Origin of the sequence: Variovorax sp. V15 (genome assembly GCF_041154425.1) — a bacterium.
GTDB lineage: Bacteria > Pseudomonadota > Gammaproteobacteria > Burkholderiales > Burkholderiaceae_C > Variovorax > Variovorax guangxiensis.
On sequence record NZ_AP028659.1, the window covers coordinates 2,554,412 to 2,575,123 of the forward strand.

At 68.9% G+C, this 20,712-nt stretch carries 19 protein-coding genes and 2 pseudogenes; 8 read left to right on the forward strand and 13 right to left on the reverse strand.

What is annotated here, in order from left to right; genetic code table 11:
- Nucleotides 1–26 precede the first annotated feature (26 nt).
- The 4 genes and pseudogenes from metE to ACAM57_RS12035 all read left to right on the forward strand — a co-directional run.
- Nucleotides 27–2,369, forward strand: a pseudogene (gene metE, locus ACAM57_RS12020) (5-methyltetrahydropteroyltriglutamate--homocysteine S-methyltransferase); the annotation flags it as partial.
- 131 nt (nt 2,370–2,500) lie between these two features.
- A complete protein-coding gene (locus tag ACAM57_RS12025; protein WP_369661796.1) occupies nt 2,501–3,304 on the forward strand; it encodes a hypothetical protein in 804 nt (267 codons plus the stop codon).
- A gap of 100 nt (nt 3,305–3,404) precedes the next feature.
- The gene (locus ACAM57_RS12030; protein WP_126021972.1) at nt 3,405–4,373 is read left to right on the forward strand and encodes a tripartite tricarboxylate transporter substrate binding protein; all 969 of its coding nucleotides are present in this window, start codon (nt 3,405–3,407) and stop codon (nt 4,371–4,373) included.
- Nucleotides 4,374–4,701: 328 nt separating this feature from the next.
- Nucleotides 4,702–5,055 carry an alpha/beta hydrolase gene (locus ACAM57_RS12035; RefSeq protein WP_126021973.1) on the forward strand — a complete coding sequence of 118 codons (354 nt, stop codon included), beginning with the start codon at nt 4,702–4,704 and terminating at the stop codon, nt 5,053–5,055.
- An 84-nt stretch (nt 5,056–5,139) separates the two neighbouring features.
- Here ACAM57_RS12035 and ACAM57_RS12040 read toward each other — a convergent pair whose 3' ends face one another.
- Nucleotides 5,140–5,727: a DNA-3-methyladenine glycosylase I gene (locus ACAM57_RS12040; protein ID WP_369661797.1), complete on the reverse strand. Its 588-nt coding sequence runs from the start codon at nt 5,725–5,727 to the stop codon at nt 5,140–5,142.
- 64 nt (nt 5,728–5,791) lie between these two features.
- Here ACAM57_RS12040 and ACAM57_RS12045 point away from each other — a divergent pair, with 64 nt between their 5' ends.
- The gene (locus ACAM57_RS12045) at nt 5,792–7,528 is read left to right on the forward strand and encodes a dipeptidase (RefSeq protein ID WP_369661798.1); all 1,737 of its coding nucleotides are present in this window, start codon (nt 5,792–5,794) and stop codon (nt 7,526–7,528) included.
- Here the strand turns inward: ACAM57_RS12045 and ACAM57_RS12050 are convergent.
- From ACAM57_RS12050 to ACAM57_RS12085, 8 genes are all read right to left on the reverse strand, one after another.
- Nucleotides 7,482–7,991, reverse strand: coding sequence for a MerR family DNA-binding protein (locus ACAM57_RS12050; protein ID WP_369661799.1), 510 nt, complete (start codon nt 7,989–7,991; stop codon nt 7,482–7,484). The two genes, ACAM57_RS12045 and ACAM57_RS12050, sit on opposite strands and share 47 nt — an antisense overlap.
- A gap of 114 nt (nt 7,992–8,105) precedes the next feature.
- On the reverse strand, nt 8,106–8,423 hold the full coding sequence (locus ACAM57_RS12055) for a chaperone modulator CbpM (RefSeq protein ID WP_369661800.1): 318 nt from the start codon (nt 8,421–8,423) through the stop codon (nt 8,106–8,108).
- Between the two features lie 2 nt (nt 8,424–8,425).
- The gene (locus ACAM57_RS12060) at nt 8,426–9,388 is read right to left on the reverse strand and encodes a DnaJ C-terminal domain-containing protein (RefSeq protein ID WP_369661801.1); all 963 of its coding nucleotides are present in this window, start codon (nt 9,386–9,388) and stop codon (nt 8,426–8,428) included.
- A 56-nt stretch (nt 9,389–9,444) separates the two neighbouring features.
- The gene (locus tag ACAM57_RS12065) at nt 9,445–10,089 is read right to left on the reverse strand and encodes a histidine phosphatase family protein (RefSeq protein WP_126021978.1); all 645 of its coding nucleotides are present in this window, start codon (nt 10,087–10,089) and stop codon (nt 9,445–9,447) included.
- 22 nt (nt 10,090–10,111) lie between these two features.
- The gene (locus ACAM57_RS12070) at nt 10,112–12,514 is read right to left on the reverse strand and encodes an acylase (RefSeq protein WP_369661802.1); all 2,403 of its coding nucleotides are present in this window, start codon (nt 12,512–12,514) and stop codon (nt 10,112–10,114) included.
- Nucleotides 12,515–12,612: 98 nt separating this feature from the next.
- A complete protein-coding gene (locus ACAM57_RS12075; RefSeq protein ID WP_369661803.1) occupies nt 12,613–13,191 on the reverse strand; it encodes a glutathione S-transferase family protein in 579 nt (192 codons plus the stop codon).
- Between the two features lie 34 nt (nt 13,192–13,225).
- Entirely contained in the window at nt 13,226–13,864 is a 639-nt protein-coding gene (locus tag ACAM57_RS12080; protein WP_369661804.1) for a phosphatidylcholine/phosphatidylserine synthase, read from the reverse strand.
- Between the two features lie 150 nt (nt 13,865–14,014).
- A complete protein-coding gene (locus tag ACAM57_RS12085; RefSeq protein ID WP_126021982.1) occupies nt 14,015–14,758 on the reverse strand; it encodes a glutamine amidotransferase in 744 nt (247 codons plus the stop codon).
- 111 nt (nt 14,759–14,869) lie between these two features.
- On the opposite strand from ACAM57_RS12085, the gene ACAM57_RS12090 reads away from it, so the two are divergent.
- The 3 genes from ACAM57_RS12090 to ACAM57_RS12100 are packed head-to-tail and all read left to right on the forward strand — an operon-like array spanning nt 14,870 to nt 16,119.
- Nucleotides 14,870–15,340, forward strand: coding sequence for a hypothetical protein (locus ACAM57_RS12090; protein ID WP_369661805.1), 471 nt, complete (start codon nt 14,870–14,872; stop codon nt 15,338–15,340).
- Between the two features lie 7 nt (nt 15,341–15,347).
- Nucleotides 15,348–15,824: a ribonuclease HI family protein gene (locus ACAM57_RS12095; RefSeq protein ID WP_369661806.1), complete on the forward strand. Its 477-nt coding sequence runs from the start codon at nt 15,348–15,350 to the stop codon at nt 15,822–15,824.
- A gap of 46 nt (nt 15,825–15,870) precedes the next feature.
- The gene (locus ACAM57_RS12100) at nt 15,871–16,119 is read left to right on the forward strand and encodes a DUF3297 family protein (protein WP_126021985.1); all 249 of its coding nucleotides are present in this window, start codon (nt 15,871–15,873) and stop codon (nt 16,117–16,119) included.
- Nucleotides 16,120–16,134: 15 nt separating this feature from the next.
- Here the strand turns inward: ACAM57_RS12100 and ACAM57_RS12105 are convergent, their stop codons facing one another.
- The 4 genes and pseudogenes from ACAM57_RS12105 to ACAM57_RS12120 all read right to left on the reverse strand — a co-directional run bounded on the left by ACAM57_RS12105 (nt 16,135) and on the right by ACAM57_RS12120 (nt 20,676).
- Entirely contained in the window at nt 16,135–17,163 is a 1,029-nt protein-coding gene (locus ACAM57_RS12105) for a DUF2272 domain-containing protein (RefSeq protein ID WP_369661807.1), read from the reverse strand.
- A gap of 126 nt (nt 17,164–17,289) precedes the next feature.
- The gene (locus tag ACAM57_RS12110; RefSeq protein WP_184637019.1) at nt 17,290–18,066 is read right to left on the reverse strand and encodes a DeoR/GlpR family DNA-binding transcription regulator; all 777 of its coding nucleotides are present in this window, start codon (nt 18,064–18,066) and stop codon (nt 17,290–17,292) included.
- Between the two features lie 165 nt (nt 18,067–18,231).
- Nucleotides 18,232–20,438 (reverse strand): annotated as a pseudogene (locus ACAM57_RS12115) (phosphocholine-specific phospholipase C).
- Nucleotides 20,439–20,487: 49 nt separating this feature from the next.
- Entirely contained in the window at nt 20,488–20,676 is a 189-nt protein-coding gene (locus tag ACAM57_RS12120) for a hypothetical protein (RefSeq protein ID WP_369661808.1), read from the reverse strand.
- Nucleotides 20,677–20,712: the final 36 nt, after the last annotated feature.

A 20,712-nucleotide genomic window follows, 5' to 3' on the forward strand; every position in this document is an offset into this window, starting at 1 on the left:
AAGATCAGCGACCGGATTACCTGCAAATGACCACCCGTACCCACACCCTCGGCTTTCCGCGCATGGGCGCGCACCGGGAACTCAAGTTCGCCCTCGAGAAGCACTGGCGCGGCGAGATCGACCGTTCCGCGCTCGAAGCGGTCGGCGAGCAGCTGCGCGCCCGCCACTGGCAGGCCCAGCGCGATGCGGGGCTCGACTTCGTGACGGTGGGCGATTTCGCCTACTACGACCATGTGGCCAACCACATCCAGCTGCTCGGCTGCGAGCCGGCGCGCTTCGGCTTCCATGGCGACGAGCGCGAACTTTCGCGCTACTTCAGGATGGCGCGCGGCGTGGAGAGCGAAGCGGCCCACGCGCACGGCGAAGGCTGCGCGCACGGCGGCGAAGGCACCTTCGCGCTGGAGATGACCAAGTGGTTCGACACCAACTACCACTACCTCGTGCCCGAGTTCGATGCGCGCACGCAGTTCAGGCTGGCCTCGACGCGCCTCTTCGACGAGGTGGCGCAGGCGCAGCAGGCCGGCCATGCGGTCAAGGCCGTGCTGCTGGGGCCGCTGAGCTTCCTGTACCTCGGCAAGGAGAAGGCGGCCGGCTTCGACCGCTTCTCGCTGCTCGATGCGCTGCTGCCGGTGTACGAGCAGGTGCTCACGCGGCTGAAGCAGCAGGGCGTGGAGTGGGTGCAGATCGACGAGCCCATCCTCGGCCTCGACCTGCCCGACGCATGGCGCAACGCCTTCGAGCGCGCCTACTGGCAACTCGCCCGCAGCGCGCCGAAGCTGCTGCTGGCCACGTATTTCTCGCCGCTGTCGGACAACCTGCGCCTGGCCTGCCAGCTGCCGGTGGCTGGCCTGCACGTCGACGCGGTGCGCTCCCCGCAGGAACTCACGGGCGTGGCCGACTGGCTGCCGGCGCACAAGGTGCTGTCGGTTGGCGTGGTCGACGGCCGCAACATCTGGCGCACCGACGTCGATGCGGCGCTTGCCAGGCTCAGGCCGGTGGCGGAGAAGCACCAGGGCGAGCTGTGGATCGCGCCTTCGTGCTCGCTGCTGCATGTGCCCTTCAGCCTTGCGGCGGAAACGAAGCTCGATGCGGAACTGAAATCGTGGCTCGCCTTCGCCGTCGAGAAGCTCGACGAGCTGCGCGTGCTGCGTGCGGCCGTCGATGGCGACGAGGCCTCGGTCGCGTCCGAACTCGCGGCGGCCCGCGCCGCGGTGGAAGCTCGCCGCACCAGCCCACGCGTGCATCGTGCAGATGTGGCCCTGCGCCTTGCGCGCAGCGTGGCGGGCGACGACTGCCGCGTCTCGTCGTTCGGAATGCGCCAGCTGGTGCAGCGCACGCGTTTCGCGCTGCCCGCGCTGCCGACCACCACCATCGGCTCCTTCCCGCAGACCGCCGACATCCGCGCCGCCCGCGCCGCCTTCAAGCGCGGCGAACTCGACGCGGCCGGCTACCGCGAGAAGATGCGCGCCGAGATCGCACTGGCCGTGCGCAAGCAGGAGGAGTTGGGCATCGACGTGCTGGTGCATGGCGAGGCCGAGCGCAACGACATGGTCGAGTACTTCGGCGAGCAGCTCGACGGCTTCGCCTTCACCGCCAACGGCTGGGTGCAGTCGTACGGCTCGCGCTGCGTCAAGCCGCCGGTGATCTTCGGCGACGTGGCGCGTCCCGCGCCTATGACGGTCGAATGGACCGCCTACGCGCAAAGCCTCACGAAGCTGCCAATGAAGGGCATGCTGACCGGCCCCGTCACCATCCTGCAGTGGTCCTTCGTGCGCGACGACCAGCCGCGCGCCACCACCTGCGAGCAGATCGCCTGGGCGATCCGTGACGAGGTGGTCGATCTGGAGAGTGCGGGCATCGGAATCATCCAGATCGACGAGCCGGCCATTCGCGAAGGCCTGCCGCTGCGCCGCGCCGGCTGGCCGGCTTATCTGAAGTCGGCCACGCGCGCTTTCCGCATCAGCGCCTCGGGCGTGCGCGACGAGACGCAGATCCACACGCACATGTGCTATTCGGAGTTCAACGACATCCTGCCGGAGATCGCGGCCATGGACGCCGACGTGATCACCATCGAGACCAGCCGCTCAGACATGGAGCTGCTGCGCGGCTTCGGGGGCGAGAACAACGCGGGCGGTTTCCGCTACCCCAACGAGATCGGCCCGGGCGTTTACGACATCCACTCGCCGCGCGTGCCTTCGGTCGAAGAAATCGTGCGGCTGATGCGCAAGGCGGCCGACGTGGTGCCGCCCGCCAACCTGTGGATCAACCCCGACTGCGGCCTCAAGACTCGCGGCTGGCCCGAGACGGAGGCGGCGCTTTCGAACATGGTGGCGGCTGCGAAGCAACTGCGCAGGGAGCTGGCGCAGGCCTGAAGCACGGAAGAGACCGGGGCGGACGGGGGCGGACCGGGGCAGCGGGAGGGAAACGCCGGCGTGCCAATAATGGCGCCATGCTTTCCCCGAACCGTCTCTTCCTCTTCCGTTTCTCCCTGTTGCTTCTCTTGCTCCCGACCCCCTTGATGGGCTGGGCGCAGAGCCGTGCGGAAGCGCTGCTGCAGTTCGAAGGCGTGCAGCAGCGCTACCAGGCCTCCTACGGGCCTGGCGCCGTCTCGCGTGGTGCGAGAGAGCTGCTGGACCCCGACGACCAGGCCATCGCCGACAAGGCACTCAAGGCGCTGGACACGGCGGCGACGCGCGCCTTCGACACGAAGGCCTCGGTGTCCGCCATCCAGCAGGAAGTTGCATCGGCCGGTAACGGTGGTGCGGCACCCAACCCGCAATTGCTCGCCGCCGTGTCGCGCTTCGTGAAGCTGCGCACCGACTACGCGGCGATGAGCGATGCCGGCAAGGCGGAGTTCTTCAACCGCGAGCGTGCCAAGCCCGTGGACCCCGCGCGCGCGGAACTGCTGGAGCGCATGGCTGTGGCCGAGGTGCGCGAGATCGACTTCTCCAGCCAGTTGCTGATGAGCGCCGTCGTCAAGCAACTCGCGCGCGGCAATGGCGGCCAGTTCAGTTCGCTGCCCGACCGCACGCTCGACATGGCCCTCGACACGCTCTGGTCGCGCGGCGTGACCTCGACCCGCCCGCGCAACCTGATGCTCGTGGCGCGCGAATTCGAGAGGCAGGTGACGCAGGCGCTGCTCGCCGCGCTGCCCGATACCGACGTGGCCGCGCTGCTCGCATGGCGCAACGATCCGCAGGCCGCCGCCGAGCGCGAGGCGCTGGTGGGCACCTATCGCGCCGAGGTCAAGGGCAGCGGCGGCGTGGCGCTGCGCACGCTGATCCGCGCATGGCCGCGTTCCTGACCGGCAGGCCTCTGGGAGAAATACCGAGGTCAAAGCCGACCCAGGAGCGTGCAATGGGCGCTGTACCTGACAACGACTCACAACACGCAGGAGACTTCCCATGCTTTCCAACCGCATCGCATCGCTCGCCGCCGGGCTGGCCGTGTCCGTCCTCGCCCAAGGCGCCGCCGCGCAGGCCTGGCCAACCAAGCCGATCAGGCTGGTCGTTCCCTTTTCCGCAGGCGGCGCCAACGACCTGATGGCACGCGCGGCGGCCGAAGGCGCGTCGAAGCAGTTGGGGCAACCGGTGATCGTCGACAACAAGCCCGGCGCGGGCGCGGTCCTCGGCGCCGACGTGGTCGCCAAGAGCGCGCCCGACGGTTACACCTTCCTGGTGAGCGCGGCCGGCGTGGTGTCGAACAGCATGATCAAGAAGAGCATGCCGTACAAGGACGAGGCGCTGGTGCCGGTGGCCATGATCGGGCTGGCGCCTTCGGTGGTGGTGGTGCCGGCCGATGCGCCGTACAAGGACCTGAAGGAGTTCGTCGCCGCGTCGAAGAAGTCGGGCAACGGCTTCCACTGGGCCACCGCCGGCACGGGCAGCACGCCGCATTTCGTCGAGGGCATCCTGCAGACGAAATACGGCGGCAAGCTGGACGTGGTGCCCTACAAGAGCGGCTCGGAGTCGATCACCGCGGTGCTCGGCAGCCAGGTCGAGGCGACTTCCGAGGCCAGCATCGTGGTGCTGCCCTACGTGAAGAGCGGCAAGCTCAAGGCGCTGGCGGGCACGTGGACGCAACGCATTTCGGCCTACCCTGAACTGCCGACTGCGGCGGAGGAGGGCTTCCCCGAGATCCGCATCGCGCACTGGGCCGGCGTGCACGCGCCGCGCGGCACGCCCGACGCGATCATGGACAAGATGGCCGCGGCAGTCGACGCCGCAATGAAGTCGCCCGAGATCGCGAAGCGCCTGAAGGACATGGGCATCGAGCCCGTCGGTGGCACCCGCGCGAGCTTTGCCAAGTTCGTCGACGAGGAGCGTGCGCGGCTCGGCAGCGTGGTCAAGGCGACCGGCATGAAGGAGGACTGATCGGGCGAAGCGCTCCGGAACAGGCGCACCGGTTGGCATGCAACCTGCAAGAGCTTGTTGAAAGGCGCGGTGAGGGGCGAGGCTGCCTTAGCACCTTTTGCTGAAAGGCCGAGCCAGGCTGCCAGGTTCCGCTTGACGGTCTAGAGACAAAGTATGCAAACTGCCCACGTTCTCGACGGCGCAAAGAGCACTTGGATTAGCGTTGTCAGAAAGTTCCTGGCTATTGTTTCAATTTCGTGAACACTGCGGTTCATTCTTCATAGGGTTTGCCCTAGTAATCCTGGTGCACACTTGCGGCACCGAAAAGCCCAATGAAGAAGGAATTGAAATGAAGACCTCGAACATCCTCGCCGCCGCCGCTCTGTCCCTGCTCGCCGCCGCTGGCGCCCACGCAGAAACCTACGAAGGCGTCCAGCCCCTGACTTCCGGCTACAGCCGCGCCGACGTGGCGCCCCAGGCCGTGGCAGCCGCCCGTGCCGGCAACGCCTACAACGACAGCGAAGGCGCCGCTTCGACCGCAACGCCCGCTCTGACCGCTTCGGTGGACCGCGCCGCCGTCCGTAGCCAGGCCGTCGCCGCCGCACACGCTCCGGGCCAGAACCTGCGTCCCGAAACCTTCGCCGGCAGCGTGATCCCCGCGCAAGCCAAGGGCCTGACCTTCACGCGCCAAGCCGGCCTGTAATTCGAAAGCGGCGCAAGCCGCTTCATCGAATCACAAGTCACACATCAGGAGAAACCGGACCTGCGAAAGCAGCGTCCGGTTTTTTCATTGGGCCCTGCCGCGTCCGTGCTTCGTCCCATGCCGGTGGCAATCGTGCGCATGGTCGTCCACGATGCCCGTGGCCTGCATCCACGCATAGACGATCACCGGCCCCACGAACTTGAAGCCGCGCTTCTTCAGCGCAGCCGAGATGTCTTCGGACAGCGGCGTCTTCACCGGCACGCTGCCCGTGCGGTTCACGACGGGCTTGCCGCCTGCCATGCCCCAGATGAATTCCGAGAAGTCCTCGCCCTTGGCCTGCATCGCGAGGTAGGCGCGCGCGTTGCCGATGGTGGCCTCGATCTTCGAGCGAGAGCGCACGATGCCCGGATCCTGCAGCAGCCGCTCGACGTCGGCCTCGGTGAATTTGACGATCTTCTCGGGGACGAAGCCCTTGAAGGCCTTGCGGAAGGCATCGCGCTTTCGCAGGATGGTGAGCCACGAGAGTCCGGCCTGGAAGCCGTCGAGCATGAGCTTTTCCCACAGCGCGCGGCTGTCTCGCTCGGGCACGCCCCATTCGGCGTCGTGATAGGCCATCAGCAGCGGGTCGGTCTGGGCCCAGGCGCAGCGGATCTTGTCGGTGCTGTTGCTCATTGTTCTTTCGATTCTTCGCTCGGCTATCGTCGCGGGATGTTTTCAGAATGAGGGGGAGACCCTGATGCAGCAATCTCGATTTTCATTGTCGGCGCTTTCGCTGGGCCTTGCGCTCGCGCTCGGCTCTCTGGCGCATGCGGAAACGATCAGGAAGCCCCAGCTCGATCAGCTCGCCGCCGCCTGGCAGGCTGGCAAGCCGCCCGCCGACTTCAACGCGTTCCTGGCGCAGGCCGAGAAGACCAACCCGGAACTCAAGCCGGGAGGGGCCGCCTACCGCAAAAAGGCGCCGCTGGCCGGCGACGACCTCGTCAACATCGCGCGCCTGCTCGGCCTCTACAACCGCCTGAAGAACCAGCAGGCCGTGATCGCGAGCATCGGCACCATGGTGGCGATCCCGACGGTGCGCAACGTGCAGGTTCCGCCCCACGAAAGTGCGCCGATCATCGAGTTCGGCCAGCTCGTGCAGAAGATGGCGGGCGATTTCGGCCTGGCCTACCGCAACGTCAACAACCGCATCTTCGAAGTCAGCCTCAAGGGCACGGGCTCCGAAGAGTTCGGCATCCTCACTCACTCCGACGTGGTGCCGGCTGTGCTGTCCGAATGGGTGCTCGACGACGGCACGCGGCTCGATCCGTTCAAGATGACGCGCGTGGGCGACTTCCTCTACGGCCGGGGCACCATCGACGACAAGGGCTCCATCGCGGCGGTGCTCTATGCGATGAAGACGGTGAAGGAAAGCGGCCTGCCCATCAAGCGCAGCATCCGCCTGATGATCGAGACCACCGAGGAAACCGGCGGCGACGCGATGCAGTACTACCGCACCAAGACGCAGCTGCCGGCCTACAACATCGTGCTCGACAGCAAGTACCCGGCGGTGGTGGCCGAGAAGGGCTCGGGCGCGCTGAAGGTGTTTTTCCCGGCGGAAACTGCCGATGGCGCATCGACGGCGATCACAGCCATGAGCGCCGCCGCATCGGCCAACGCGATCTCGCAGACGGCGACGGCCGTGCTCAAGGGCGGCGACCAGGCCGCTGCGCTCGCGAAACTCGAGGCCGCGAAGCCGGCCTTCCTGCAGAAGTACGAAGGGCAGGGCGGCAAGTTCTCCATCGACATCGCGCGCGGCGCCGACGGCATCGAGCTGAAGGTGACGGGCGTTTCCGCCCATGGCTCGCGGCCCGAGGAGGGCGTGAACCCGCTGCCTCGCCTCGCGCTGTTCCTGCAGGAATCCGGCGTGCCGCTCGCGCCCAATCACTACCTGAAAGCCGTGAAGTACATCGACGCGCTCTACGGCACCGGCTACCTCGGCGAGAAGATGGGCCTGGGCTATGCCGACGACTTCATGGGGCCGCTGACCTTCTCGCCCAACCTCGTGCGCATGGGCAGCGATGGCAGGCTCGAAGTCACGGTCAATGCGCGCATGCCTCGCGGCCGTACGCCCGAAGAACTCAAGGCGCAAGTCACGCAGAAGATCGATGCGTGGGCCAACGCGAACAACGTGAAGCTCGAAGTCACCTACGAGCAAGGCAACTGGATGGCGCGAGACCCGAAGGGCGCATGGCTGTCCACGCTGCTGAACATCTATGGCGACACCACCGGCCTCGAGGCCAGGCCCGTGCCCACGGCCGGCAGCACCACCGCGAAGCTGATGCCCAACGCCATCAACTTCGGCCCCGCGATGCCTGGCAAGAAGTACACGGCGCACAACGCCAAGGAGTACAAGGAAGTGCCCGACCTCGACGCCGACCTGCAGATGTTCACCGAGATGCTGGTGCGCATCGGCAATCTGAAGCAGATGCAGTAGCGCCAACCGGCTGGGAGGCGAAGCCCCTGAGCTCCAGCAGTTCGTCGAGGATGGGACAGGCGGGTTGATGATTGCCCAGGCACAGGCCGGCGAGGCGCTCCAGCACGCGCTTCGTGGCCTGCAGTTCCTCGATCTGCGATTCGAGTTCCTCGGTGCGCGTCAGCGCGATGAGTTTCACCTCGGCGCTCATGCGGTGCTCGTCCTGCCTGAGCGCGAGCAGCCTTGCGATGTCGCTCATGCCGAAGCCCAGCGCGTGCGCCCTGCGCACGAAGCGCAGCACGTCGACGTGCTCGCGGGTGAATCCGCGGCCGACGGTGCCCTGAATGAGGCCGCGGGCTTCGCACTGGCGCAGCAGCCGCTCGGAGACGCCGGCGCGGGCCATGGCCTCTTCCATTCCGAATCGGCGGCCGGACTGCCTCGTTGCCGGTGCGGGCTGTGGCGTGCCAGGGGTGCGAGGGTTCATGCGAGCTCCTTCCTGTTGAGAGGCCCGCAGTCTTCGGCTTCGCATGGTGTCAAGGTCAAGGGACGGCCGCTTTCCCCTGAGGGTAGGAGGGGCGATGCGCTCGCCCACGGGCTCCTATCGGAGGCCGTGCGCGTGCAGCGCTGCCTTGAGCCTCCGCACCTCGTGCTGCAGGTCGAGGATCAGCGCCGCTGCGTCGAGATTCACGCCGAAGTCGCGCTCCAGCCTGCGTGCCTCGAGCGCGCATTGCAGGTCGGTGCTCGAGAACTCCCAGCGCTCTGGCGGCGCCTCGGCGGTTTCGATGCGCAGGATGCCGACTTCGACCAGCTGCACGATCCAGGCGGTATCCGCGCCGACGGCATGCGCCAGTTCGCTCGCGGCGAGCGGCTGCGAGGCACTGATGGCGGTGGTGCTCGTGAGAGTGAAATTCACCATGCTCAGACTCCCAGATGCTGGCGTGGGTGGAAGGAAGAGGTGGCCTGCGCCAGTTGCTCGTAGGCCTTGCGGGCCTCGTCGCCGTCAACGGGCGGCAGCGCGATGTCGAGCAGAAGGTACAGGTCGCCCGGCGTCTTGCCCGCGAGCCCGCGGCCCTTCAGGCGCAGCTTCAGGCCGCTGCGCGCGTTGCGCGGCACGGTCACCTCGACCACGCCGCCGGTCGGCGTCGGCACCTGCACCTGTGCGCCCAGCGCGGCCTCGGTGGGCGTGACGGGCAGCGTCATGTACAGGTCGCGCTCTTCCACGCGGTAGAGCTTGTGCGGCGCGATGCGCACTTCGAGGTACAGGTCGCCCGCGGGCTCGCCGCCGTGGCCGGGCATGCCCTGGCCGGCAAGGCGGATGAACTGGCCCGGATGCACGCCCGGGGGAATCTTCACGCTCAGCGTGCGATTGGTCCACTGCGGATGGCCCTGCGCGTCGATGGTCTGCGCGCGCAGCGTGATCTCGCGTTCGGCGCCGCTGAGCGCGTCTTCCAGCGTGATCTCGATGGCCGCATGGTGGTCTTCGCCGCGCGCGCGGAAGTTCTGCCGCGCGGCGCCGCGGCGCTCGGCCTCGCCGAAGAGCGACGAGAAGAAGTCGCTGAAGTCGGCATGGTCGGCCGGGCCCTGGCGCGGGCCTCGATGGAACTCGAAACCTTCGTCCCAGCCCGGCGGCGGACGGAAGTCGCCCTCGGGGCTGCCGCCGCGCGCGACGCGGTCGGCCAGCGCGTCATAGGCGGCGCGCTTTTCCTTGTCGCCCAGTACGTCCTTGGCCTCGTTGATGTCGCGCATGCGCTGCTCGGCATCGGCCTCGGTGCTGACGTCGGGGTGGTACTTGCGGGCGAGCTTGCGGTAGGCCTTGCGCACCTCGTCGTCGGACGCGGTACGGTCGATGCCCAGTGCGCTGTAGTAGTCCTTGAATTCCATGGTGCGTGGTGCTTCGTTGGGTGGACGGCATCGAGGGTGGGGAATGTCCCCGGCAGCTAGGCCAGGGCCGCGTCGCCGTCGGCGTGCCGCAGCAGCGGCGTCACGGCCCATGTGGGGCCGCGGCGCTCGAAACGCAAGGGCTGGGCGTTGCCGAGCAGGCCGAGGTCGACCGGCACGCCCAGCAGGGCGGCCAGTGCGTAGAGCGTTCCGCCGTGCGCGACCACCAGCACCGGGGCGGGCAGCCGCAGGGCGGTGTCGATGGCCTCTCGCGTGCGCGAGACGAACTGCGAGAGCGTCTCGCCGCCCTCGGGCTCGCAGGCCCAGTCGATGTTGGCGGACGAGGTGCCGATGAGCGCGCCGAAGTTGCGCTCGCGCAGCGTGGCCTGCGCGGCCGGCACCAGCTTGAGCGCGGTGGCTACTGCATAGGCCGTGTCGTTCGCGCGCCGCGCGTCGCTGCAAACCACCGTGCGGATCGGCTCGCCCGCCAGCAGCGTGGCGGCGCGCGCGGCCTGCTGCAGGCCGAGTTCGCTCAGCGGCTCGTCCACCGCCTGGAAGATGCGCAGCGCGTTGCGGCCGGTCTGCCCGTGGCGCAGGAAATAGAAATGGTCGCAGTCGGGCGAGAGCGGCTGGTCCGCCGCGATGCGGATCAGCTGGTCGAGCCCGCTGGGCCTGGTGTGGGTGGGAGCGGTCTGCAATGACATGGATGAGAGGAAGCGTTGTCGATCAGTACGCGAGCTGCAGCGGCGCGCCCACCCGCTGCGCCTGCACGTCGGCGCGATGGAAGGGCAGCGGGTGCCACTGCTTGGCGGCGAACAGCGGCAGCTGGTCGTAGGCGCGCGGCGAGGCGGGGTCGCTGCTCTGGCCGTAGGTCAGCAGGCCCTGGGCGACGGGGCCGTTGGCGTCGAAGCTCACGACCTGCATGTAGCTGCTGCCGTAGTTGATGTTGTAGCCCTTCGGGTCGATCAGCGACTGGCCCTGCGACTCCAGCTTGTTGAGCACGCCCTCGAACTCGTCGCCGCCGTGCAGCGCGATCTTCTGGCCGCGCACCAGGCGCGACTGCGGCACGCCCAGCGGCACGTCGGCCGCGAAGCCGGCGGTGCGCAGGATGCCGACCGCGTCGCCCAGCGCCTTGAACACGGCCTCGCGCGTGGCCGGCGTGGCCATGTCGAGCCCCCCCGGCGTCGCCACCGGCTGCGCGGGGTCGAAGGGCACGCGCCAGACCTTCGGGATGTCCTTGGCCTTGCGCCAGAACTCGCGAAAGAGCGGCGCGCCCTTCGAGTCGGCATTGCTGGTGCGGTCCCAGGCCGAGAGCACGCGGCAGCCCAGCGCCTGGTCGGTGCCGAGCGAGCCGCCGGCGGCGCGGCAGGCGGCCTGCAGGTCGTCCATCACCAGCATGCCGGCGAGGTTGCGGTCGCGGAAGATCACGCTGCGCAGCTCGGCCGCGCCCATGCGGTTGCCGGGCAGGCCGTCGGTGCCCGCCAGCCGGCCGCGGATTTCCATGATGCCGCTGCGCGTGCGCAGCCGCTGCGGCACGCCGACGGGGCCCACCAGCGGCGAAATGCCCGCCATCGGCGCGATGTCGGGGTTGCTGAGCCAGAAGCTGTCGTTGCTGTTCTGCACGTAGTCCGGCGTGACGAGCACCGGCATGCGCGCCGGCGCGATGATGCCGGGCGAGGCGGCCGTGCTGTCGCGATTCCATGCGCAGGCGGCGCGCGAGCCGTCGAGCACCGCCAGCCCGGCCGCGTTCAGCAGCGCCGCGGCGGCGGGCGAGGGCGCGCAGCTCTTCAGCATGTCGGCCGACACGTCGGGCACCACCGAAAGATCGGCATACATCGCGTTGCCGTCACGGTCCGTCGCGATGGTGTTGATCCATGGCATGCCCTGGTTGCCCATGGCGGCACGCAGTTCGGCCACGTTGCGGGCCTGCGCCATCTTCATCCAGGCCTCGGCGGAGCGCACGTTGAGCGTGTTGGCGTCGCGGATGGCATACGCCCTCTGCGCGGTCCAGCCGAGGCCGGCGCGCGGCAGAGAGATCACCGGGCCCCACTCGGTCGAATAGAAGGTGTGCTGCACCGCAGGCGCGTTGCCCCCCGCTGCCGCGGCCGGCAGCGTCACGGTGCGCGCGAGCATCTTCCGCGGCTGGCCGTCGACCAGGTACACGGTCGGGTCGGCGGGATCGAGCTTCAACTCGTACAGGGTGAAGCGCTTGCCGGTCGAGACGGTGTGGGTCCAGGCCACGTCCTTGTTGAAGCCGATCGCCACCACGGGGCTCAGCCCGCCGGTGGCGCCCATCACGTCGAGCTTGCCGGGAATGGTCAGGTGCATTTCCCAGAAGCGGTTGGTGCCGTTCCACGGGAAGTGGGGGTTGCCCAGCAGCAGGCCCCGGCCGTCCGGCGTGGCGTTGCGGCCGAAGGCCCAGCCGTTGGAGCCGAGCTCGCCGCCCTCGGGGTTGGCGTTGAAGCTGTGGCGGCCGATCTCGGCGACGGCTTCCTTCAGTTCGACGGGCGCGGCGCCGGTCTTCGCGCCGGGCGCGGGCGGCACGGCGGCCAGCACGGCGCCGGCCAGCGCGCCCAGGCCGCCCTGGATCATCGACATCTCGGTGGCGCGCGCCAGGTCGGAGGCGGTCATCGGCCTCACCCAGGGCTTGCCGCGGCAGGCTTCGGGCAAGCCATTCGGCCCCACGTCCTGCAGGTAGCGGTTGTAGCCGGCCACGTAGCCGCGCAGCGCGGCCTGCACTTCGGGGCTGGTGGTGGCGCCCGCGCGTGCCAGCGCCGCGTCGTCCATGTGATAGCGGATGAACAGGTCGATCTGCGCGTTCGGCGCGCGGCCCAGGCCCAGCTCGCCGGTGTTCTGCGCGCCGAGGAACTGCGAGCGCTCGCCGCGCAGCGTGAGCAGGTGCTCGGCCGTCTGGCACACGTTGTCCTGCGCATGCGCATAGGCGCTGCCGTACGCCAGGCCCTCGTAGTCCGGCGCCGTGATGTGCGCGATGCCGAAGGTGGTGCGCTCGATGGTCACGCTTCGCCCGCCGGGCGGCGGCGCGCTCGCGCAGGCGGCGAGCAGGGCGGCAAGGCCCAGCGAAAGGGCCGTGAGCGGAAACCGGGAGGGCGTGGCGTTCTTGGATGTCATGCGGGCGTCTCTCTTCTTTCTTGGAGGGGAACAAGCAAGCCGATTAAAGAGCGTGCCTTCGCCGCGCGTTGTCACCAGCGCGGCACGCCGCGCCGTGTTCAGCCGAACTTCATGCCCTTGGGGCGGGCCTGCAGCCGGTGGATGTACGCATCGATCTTCGGGCGGTTCGAGCGGCCGCCGAATGCGCGGTGCCAGATGAACATCGAGCCGATCATCACGTCGGCGGCCGTGAACTGCGCCCCGAAGAGGTAGGGGCCGTCGCCAAGTTCGCGTTCGACCGCGTCCTTGGCAGCCTCGAAATTGGTCCAGCCGCGCGCGCTGTTGTTGCTGCGGATCTTCATGATGGCGTCGCCCATCGCGGGCTCGAGCTGCGAGGTCGAATAGACCATCAGCGACAGGTAGCGGCCACGCTCGGGCGAACCCACGGGCGGCGCCAGCCGCTTGCCGGGAAACTTCTCCGCCACGTACATGCAGATGGCCGCGTTCTCGAAGATGCGCGTGCGGCCGTCGACCAGCGCGGGCAGCTTGCCCGCCGGGTTGATCTTCAGGAACTCGGGCGTCTTGTGCGCCTTCTCCCTGATGAGGGTGGGCACGATCTCGTAGTCGACGCCGGCTTCGTCGAGCATCCATTTCGCGACCTGGGCTCGGCTGTGCGGGTCGAAATACAGCTTGGTCATGGGCGTGTCTCCTGTGGCCTTGATCGGCGATGGGTCAGAACTTCGGGATGCGCAGCGTCTTGCTGATCATGAGCGTGCCCGAGAGCGCGAACAGCAGCGCCAGCGGATGCAGCTGCCAGGGCCCCAAGACCCAGGCGCCGCCCCACACGTCGGCGCCGATGCGGCCCTGCCACGCGGCGTACGCCAGCACGCCCACCAGCACCACGCTGGTCGGGATGGGCGTGCCCTCGAAATACTTCACCTTGTCCGAGCCTGCCGAGAGCGCCTCGGCCGTCACGTTGAAGCGCGCGAGCCGGCTCACGCCGCAGCAGACGAAATAGACCAGGATGGCGCAGTCCCAGCCGCCGTTCAGCCCGGCCGCGAAGCCAAGTGCGGCGGGCGCCACGCCGAAGGAGATCACATCGGCCAGCGAGTCGAGTTCGCGCCCGAGGGCCGACTGTGTCTGCCGCCAGCGCGCGATGCGGCCGTCGAGCACGTCGAACACGAAGGCCGTGGGCGCGAGCGCGGCGGCCCACATGAACTGCGCGAGCGAATGGCTCGCCATGAAGGCCATCGCCAGGAAGACCGCGCCCACGCCGCACGCCGCGTTGCCGAGCGTGAACACGTCGGCGAGGTGGAACTCCCGGATCATCGAGAAATGCTTGCGGGCCGGCACAGGGGAGGGGGTGGTCATGAAGGGGAAGAAAAAGGAACCGGCGGGCGGCCGATGGACCGCACCTTAACCGAAGCGGCGAGCGTAGCCTGTAGTCGCGGTCCGACGCGCGAAAGCCGCCGTCGGACAGGCCGGGTGGGATGGGTGGGTGGGGTGGGATGGGATGGGCGCTCAGGCGCCTTGGTGCGCCTCGACGATCCGCGCGAAACGCCCGAGCAGGCTGGCGGCCGCGCCGGTGTCGACCACGCGCTCGCGCATCGCGGCCGCATCGGCGCCCATCGAGGCCAGCTCGCCGGCCAGCATCTCGATGTAGCCGCGCATGGCGTCCGCGTCGAACTCCGGATGGAACTGCACGCCCCAGGCGTTCCTGCCCGCGCGGAAGGCGTGCACCGGCTCGTGCTCGTTGCCGGCCAGCAGCACCGCGCCTTCGGGCAGGCGCAGCGCGCTCTGCCAGTGCACCGCATGTGCCGGGAACTGCGCGGGCAGGCCCTGCAGCAGCGGATCGGTGGCGGCGGCCTCGCCGAGCGTGACTGTCACCGTGCCGACTTCCGCGCCCTGCGGATGATCGCCGGCCTCGCCGCCCAGTGCGTGCGCCAGCAGCTGGTGGCCGTAGCAGATGCCCAGCACGGGCGTATCGCGCGCGACCAGCTTCGCGAGCCACGCGGCCGTGGCCTCGCTCCAGGGCTCGCGGTGCGACACCATCGCATGAGAGCCGGTCACCACCACGCCCGAAACCCCGGCCGGGTCGGGCAGGGCGTCGCCGCGTCGCGGATCGATCACCAGCAGGGGCAGCGCGTGCGCGCCGAGCCCGTCGGCGATCCAGTGTTCGAAGTCGCCGCCCTGCCGCGCGCGCAGGGCTTCGAAAGTACTTCCCAGTTTGACGATGACGAGGGGATGCGGTCGGGGAATGTCCATCCCGCGATCATGCCGCAGGTGCGCAACCGGCACGCAACGGCTAAAGTGGGCGCCATCGGGAGCCGTTCCCGGTACCTGACCTGACCGAAGAACCCTGCCGGAAACACATCGATGCGCGCACTGGCTGCCTTCCTCGCGATCTCCGCTGCGGCGCTCGGCGCGCATGCGGCCGAGGTGGTGCGCTGCACCGATGCCAGCGGAGCCATCTCGTACACCAATGTCGCTTGCCCGCCGGGCAGCAAGCAGTCGCGGCAGGTGCCCATCCTCGAATCGCCGCCGCCCGACCCGGCACGCCGCGACTACACGCCGCCGCAGACCTCGTCGGCGCCGCCGGTCGTGCCGCCTAGCCAGGTGGCCAGCAATCCGCCCCCGGGCCCGGCCATCATTCCGCGCTACCCGGCCGAGAGCCAGCCGCAGGCCGCGGCCGAGCCACCGGGCGTGGTGATCCTGAGCCCCGATCCGTACTACGACGGCGTGCGTCCCATCCGCAGGCCGCGGCCGCCGCATGCGCACGACTCCGGTCCGCCGCCGGGCCAGCGGCCCTGCCAGAACCTAGCGGGCATCAAGCGCAGCAACTGCTGAAGTCCGGATGAGCGTGGGAGAAGAACAGGGTTGCGGCAACCTGCCGTGGACCATCTATTGCGACGGCAGCGCCATGCCCAATCCGGGCCGCATGGGCATCGGCGCAGTCATCACCGCGCCCGACGGCAGCCGCCACACGCTGTCGCAGGCCACGCACACCACGGGCTGCAACAACGAAGCCGAGCTGCTGGCGCTGACCCTCGCGCTGCGTGACCTGCGCGAGCGCGGCGCCACCGCTGTGCGGGCCTACAGCGACAACAGCATCCTGGTCGAGCAACTCGGCGCGGCAGGCCCGGAGCCGGTGGCGCCCATCGTCCGGCTGGCCGCCCTGTTCGACGAGGCCCGCGTGCTGCTCGGCAGCTTCGACGACGTGCGCCTGCAATGGATTCCGCGCCATCGCAACGGCGAGGCCGACGCGCTGGCACGCGCCGCGCTGGGCTTCGGCCCCAAGCCGCCGGCCCGACGGACCCGCAAGCGCCGGTAGGCGCCAAAAGGGGAACCCGATCCGGGAGCCCCTATCATCACGCGCCATGACAGAAGCCACCTCCCGCCCACCTCTTCCCGACCATCTTTCCATCGACCCGCGCAGCCCGCACCACGTGGCGGCCGCCTTCGAGCACGACATCGGCATCCGCTTCAACGGCAAGGACCGCCTCGACGTCGAGGAATACTGCATCAGCGAAGGCTGGATCAAGGTGCCCGCCGGCAAGACGCTCGACCGCAAGGGCAAGCCGCTGCTGATCAAGCTCAAGGGCACCGTCGAGGCGTACTACAAGTAACCGCCGCCGGCCTCTTCAGCGCCACTGCAGCAGCAGCGACCAGGGCTGCCGGCTCATGTGGCGGTCGATGCACCCGGGCACGCCCGCCGTGCCCGGTACGCACCCTTCGGGCAGGTAGCTCGGGTCCAGCCGGCGCGTGCCCGGCGCGAAATCGAGCCGGCGCCGCGTGACCGACTGCAGCACGTTGCCGCCCACGGTGTCGAAGCCCGTGGCATCCACCGCCACCACCACGTCGCAATGCATGGGCAGCGGCTCGCCGCCGGTGTCCCGCGCGGCCAGCACTTCGCCGATCTTGTCGAAGGTGTCCAGCCCGGCGCCGGTTCCACGCGCCTGGCAGACCAGGTCTCCGACGCGCGGCGGCGTGCGCCTGAGGTCGCAGGCCCGCAGCGCATGACGCGTACCGCGGCCCGAAGCTTCATCGATGCCGGCCTGCCACGCGGCTCCCGCGTAGTCGGCATGCGCTTCGGAGAACACGAATTCCTCGTCCGTGAGCCCTGCCTGACGCGCCAGCCAGCTGATGAAGGCTGCCGACCAGGGCGTGTCGATCACCGCGACCCTTGCCAACGCGGCCTGCGCGGCGCGCAGCTCCGCTGAATCCAGCCCCTCGTCGGGGCCCACGCCCATGCCCTGAAGGCGCCCGGCCGTCGCCTCGTTCAGCGCCTGCATCAGCAGATGGCGGTCGGCCGGGCGCAGGGCGCCGAAGCGCACCTGCGAGGGCAGGCGCGGATCGACTGCCTTCCAGTAGCCCAGCACACGCTGCCAGGGTGCAAGACCAGGCACGGTGCGGCGCGTGTCCTCCGCTTCGGAGTCGCCGGCCTCGGTCATGCGGCCTTCGGCATCCATCGCCTGGCCGCCGAGGGCCTCGTGCTCCTGCATGGCGAAGGTGGCCATGGCGAGCGCGCGCGAGGGCGGCGGGATCCGTGTGGCGGTGTCGAGGCAGTCCGGCGCGGCGAGCGCCAGCGCTGGCACGGCGCCGAGCCACAGTGCCCCGAGAACGGCCATCGTCCGGCGCGGGAAGGAGAAGAGGTCGGTGCGTGGCGGCATTTGGCGGCGAGCATAGCCCTCGTGCCCGTTCAGTGTTGGTCGAGCAGATACCGCGCACCCGCGCACCGGCCGCCACGTCTTCGTGACTTGGGAGCGGCAAGAGGCGGCTGCACCGCCGAGCCGGCGTCAGGCCAGGATCACGCGCTCGCAGGCCTTGCGCAGCCCGGGCAGTCCCGGCAGTTCGCGTGCCTTGGCGTCGGTGACGACCACGTCGATGTCCGCCGTCCGCGCATAGGTCACGCGGCTGGCCTGGCCGATCTTGGCGTGATCGGCCAGCAGCACGAGCTGCTGCGACTGCTCGGCCATGGCTCGCGCCACGGTGGCCTCGTGGTGCTCGAAGCTCATGGCGCCGTGCTTCGCGTGCAGGCCCACGGGCGACAGCAGCGCGATGTCGGCGCGGTAGCGGTGAATGGCCTCCAGCGTGGTGTCGCCGAAGGTGGCCTGCCCCTTCACGTCGATCTGGCCGCCCAGCAGGATGGTCTGGTTGCCGGTGAGCCGGCCTTCGCCCGCGCCAGCGAGCTTGAGCGCGATGCTCAGCGAATTGGTGATGACCGTCATGCCGCTGAGCGTGGCGATTTCCTCCGCGCAGATCGACATGGTGCTGCCCGCGTCCATGAAGATGGTCTGGCCGGGTTGCAGCAGGGCCACGGCGGCCTTGGCGATGGCGCGCTTCTCGCGCTGCCGCGCCACCAGCCGTACGGCGAGCGGCGGCTCGGGCTCCGCCTTGACCGCGACCGCGCCACCGTGCACGCGCCGCAGCTCGCCCAGCCCCTCGAGCTCGACCAGATCGCGCCGAACCGTTTCGCGCGACACGGCAAGGTCCTGCACGATGCGCTCCACGCTCAGCCGCGAGAAGGTGGCCAGCAGGCTGCGGATACGCAGGAATCGTTCTTCTTGGAGCATGGAAACGCGGCTTATGGGAAGAAATGAAAAAGGCGGCGTTGCGAGACGGCCGCCCCGGAACAGGCGCGAAAGCCGCGCCATTGTGCCCGCGCCGAATGTCCGGCGCGGGCGTGATCAGGCGACTTCGCGATCACACGATCGCGTGATCACGCATCGATGCCGTGGTCAGAGATCGGCCAGGCCCATGGCCGGGTCGCTCACCGAGTGCCTGCCCGTTTCGACGCGGCCGGCGAAGCGACGGTAGAAGGCCGGGTCGGAGTCGCAGGTGACCGCGAAGTCGTACCACTGGCCGCTGCTCGCCAGCACCCAGGCCTGCTCGGCCTTGGCACCGCCCGCGACCGTTGCGGTCCACGGGCCGTCATCGCGGTAGGCCTTGGCGCGCACCGTGAACCTGGCCGTGCCGTTCGCGCCGTTGAGCATTTCCACCGAGACGTTGCCGTTGGTGATGTCGTAGCACACGCGCACCTCGGGGTCGGGCGCGCCGCCTGCGCGCAGCCGGTTCAAGTCGCCCTTGAAGTGGCGATGGAATCCGTTGGGGCCAAGCACCCAGAGGTCGTAGAACCCGCTGTTGTCGGCGCCCGGGTTCCAGGTGTCGTCGAGCTGCTTGCCGGGCTCGACCATGTAGCGGCGCGGCAGGCGGTCGAGGTTGAGCTTGTCATAGACATGGAACACGGCGGCGGCCTTGCCGCTGTTCTTGAAGATCAGCCGCATCTGGCCCTTGACGGCGTCGCTGCGTCCGCTCACGTGCAGTTCGTAGGGCAGGGCGCGCGAGGGGCGCGAGCCGGTGGCCTGGCGGGGCAGTTGCGGGTCGAGCGGCAGCGCCACCTGTGCCAGCGCCTGCTGGTCGGCACGCAGTTTGTCGGCAGCGTCCTTGGTGGTGCGCCCCGCCAGCGTGGGCAGTGCTTCGCTGTTGGGCGTTGCGAAGTTGAACGCGCTCGTGAGGTCGCCGCACACCGCGCGGCGGAACGGCGAGATGTTCGTTTCCTTCACACCGAAGCGCGCCTCGATGAAGCGCAGCACCGAGGTGTGGTCGAAGGCCTGCGAGTTGACCCAGCCGCCGCGGCTCCAGGGTGAGATGACGTACATCGGCACGCGCACGCCGGGGCCGTACACGCGTCCGTCGGGTGCGGGCTGGCTGCTGGTGCCCGGCGGCTTCGGGTGCGTGAAGCGCTCCACGGCAAGGTCCGACTCCGGCAGCGTGGTCTTGCCGGCCATCGTGCCGTCAGGGTTGAGCGAGGGTGCCGCGGGTGAGGGATAGTGGTCGAAGTAGCCGTCGTTCTCGTCGAAGTTGATGAGCAGCACGGTCTTGCTCCACACCTCGGGCACGGCGGTGAGCGCGTCCAGCGCCTGCTGGATGTACCAGCCGCCCTGCACGGGGCTCGACGGTCCGGGGTGCTCGGAGTAGGTGGCCGGCGCGATGATCCACGACACCTGCGGCAGCTTGCCGTTCTTGATGTCCTGGCGGAACTGTTCGAGGAAGCCGCCGTCGGGCATGGTGTTGGCGATGCCCTTGTAGAGCGGGTTGCCCGCATCGTCGCTGGCCGGATCGTAGGCGGGCGACGTCGTGTCGTTGCTCACGGTTTGCCCGAGGCCTCGTTGGCCTTGCGGTACTGTTTGAAACCGGCCAGCGGGTTGTCGGTGAAGTTGTCGGGCATGTTCTGGTAGATGAACCAGCTGACCTTGGCCTCCTGCAGCCGCTCGGGATAGGTCTTCCACTCGTAGCCGCTGGTCGAGGCACCGATGTCGTCCCATTCGTTGACGACCGAGGCTACGCCCGCGGGGCCGGCGGCGGTTTCGCCCGACGGGCCGTTGGTGCCGGTCCAGTGGAACATGCGGTTCGAGTTGGTGCCGGTGTGCATGCTGCAGTGATAGCCATCGCACAGCGTGAAGGCATTGGCCAGCGCGAACTGGAAGGTGACTTCGGCTTCCTTGAAGTAGCCCATCGACGCGTTGTTCTTGTAGCGCGGCCACTGGTAGGCGCGGCCGCCGTCCCAGGCGTTCTGGCCGTCGCTCCACGAGTGCGGCGTGCCGCTCACGCGCTGTGCGTTGCCTTTGCGGCTGTCGAGGTGGTAAGGCAGGATGACCTTGCCGTTGGCATCGCTTTGCTGCCACACATTCATGCCCTTGGGCAGCGGAATGGTGAAACGGTCGCCGAAGCCGCGCACGCCCATCAGGGTGCCGAAGTACTGGTCGAAGGAGCGGTTCTCCTGCATCAGCACGACGATGTGCTCGACGTCCTTGATGGTGCCCGTGGCGTTGTTGGCCGGAATGGCGAGCGCGCGGCGGATGCTGGGCGGAAAGGCCGAGAGCGCGAGGGCGGCGGCGCCGGTGGTGGCGGTGCCGGTGAGGAACTTGCGACGCGAATTCGTCATGGATCTGTTCTTCTCTTGTTGGGGTATGGCGTAGGGCTTGATGTGGAGCTCAGGGGGCGCAGCTCTTCACGGGAGCGGCGCCGGTATCGGGTTGCGTGGGTGTCGTCGGCGTGGTGGGCGTCGTCGGCGTGCCGACGAAGCCGCCACCCCCTCCGCCGCTGCCGCCGCAGGCGGACAGGACGCAGGCCAGGATGAGCGCGGGTGCGAGGCGCACGAGGAGACGTGGGTGAAGTTGCATGGTTGGAGTCCTCTGAAGGCGTCGTTGTCTTGGGGC

Bases quoted from the DNA above. Each gene is read 5' to 3' on its own strand.
- ACAM57_RS12090 (WP_369661805.1), top strand. From the start codon at position 14,870: ATGCGCGCACTGGCTGCCTTCCTCGCGATCTCCGCTGCGGCGCTCGGC.
- ACAM57_RS12085 (WP_126021982.1), bottom strand. From the start codon at position 14,758: ATGGACATTCCCCGACCGCATCCCCTCGTCATCGTCAAACTGGGAAGT.
- ACAM57_RS12070 (WP_369661802.1), bottom strand. From the start codon at position 12,514: ATGACATCCAAGAACGCCACGCCCTCCCGGTTTCCGCTCACGGCCCTT.
- ACAM57_RS12120 (WP_369661808.1), bottom strand. From the start codon at position 20,676: ATGCAACTTCACCCACGTCTCCTCGTGCGCCTCGCACCCGCGCTCATC.
- ACAM57_RS12055 (WP_369661800.1), bottom strand. From the start codon at position 8,423: ATGGTGAATTTCACTCTCACGAGCACCACCGCCATCAGTGCCTCGCAG.
- ACAM57_RS12100 (WP_126021985.1), top strand. From the start codon at position 15,871: ATGACAGAAGCCACCTCCCGCCCACCTCTTCCCGACCATCTTTCCATC.
- ACAM57_RS12105 (WP_369661807.1), bottom strand. From the start codon at position 17,163: ATGCCGCCACGCACCGACCTCTTCTCCTTCCCGCGCCGGACGATGGCC.
- ACAM57_RS12060 (WP_369661801.1), bottom strand. From the start codon at position 9,388: ATGGAATTCAAGGACTACTACAGCGCACTGGGCATCGACCGTACCGCG.
- ACAM57_RS12075 (WP_369661803.1), bottom strand. From the start codon at position 13,191: ATGACCAAGCTGTATTTCGACCCGCACAGCCGAGCCCAGGTCGCGAAA.
- ACAM57_RS12065 (WP_126021978.1), bottom strand. From the start codon at position 10,089: ATGTCATTGCAGACCGCTCCCACCCACACCAGGCCCAGCGGGCTCGAC.
- ACAM57_RS12095 (WP_369661806.1), top strand. From the start codon at position 15,348: ATGAGCGTGGGAGAAGAACAGGGTTGCGGCAACCTGCCGTGGACCATC.
- ACAM57_RS12110 (WP_184637019.1), bottom strand. From the start codon at position 18,066: ATGCTCCAAGAAGAACGATTCCTGCGTATCCGCAGCCTGCTGGCCACC.
- ACAM57_RS12080 (WP_369661804.1), bottom strand. From the start codon at position 13,864: ATGACCACCCCCTCCCCTGTGCCGGCCCGCAAGCATTTCTCGATGATC.
- ACAM57_RS12035 (WP_126021973.1), top strand. From the start codon at position 4,702: ATGAAGACCTCGAACATCCTCGCCGCCGCCGCTCTGTCCCTGCTCGCC.
- ACAM57_RS12050 (WP_369661799.1), bottom strand. From the start codon at position 7,991: ATGAACCCTCGCACCCCTGGCACGCCACAGCCCGCACCGGCAACGAGG.
- ACAM57_RS12030 (WP_126021972.1), top strand. From the start codon at position 3,405: ATGCTTTCCAACCGCATCGCATCGCTCGCCGCCGGGCTGGCCGTGTCC.
- ACAM57_RS12040 (WP_369661797.1), bottom strand. From the start codon at position 5,727: ATGAGCAACAGCACCGACAAGATCCGCTGCGCCTGGGCCCAGACCGAC.
- ACAM57_RS12045 (WP_369661798.1), top strand. From the start codon at position 5,792: ATGCAGCAATCTCGATTTTCATTGTCGGCGCTTTCGCTGGGCCTTGCG.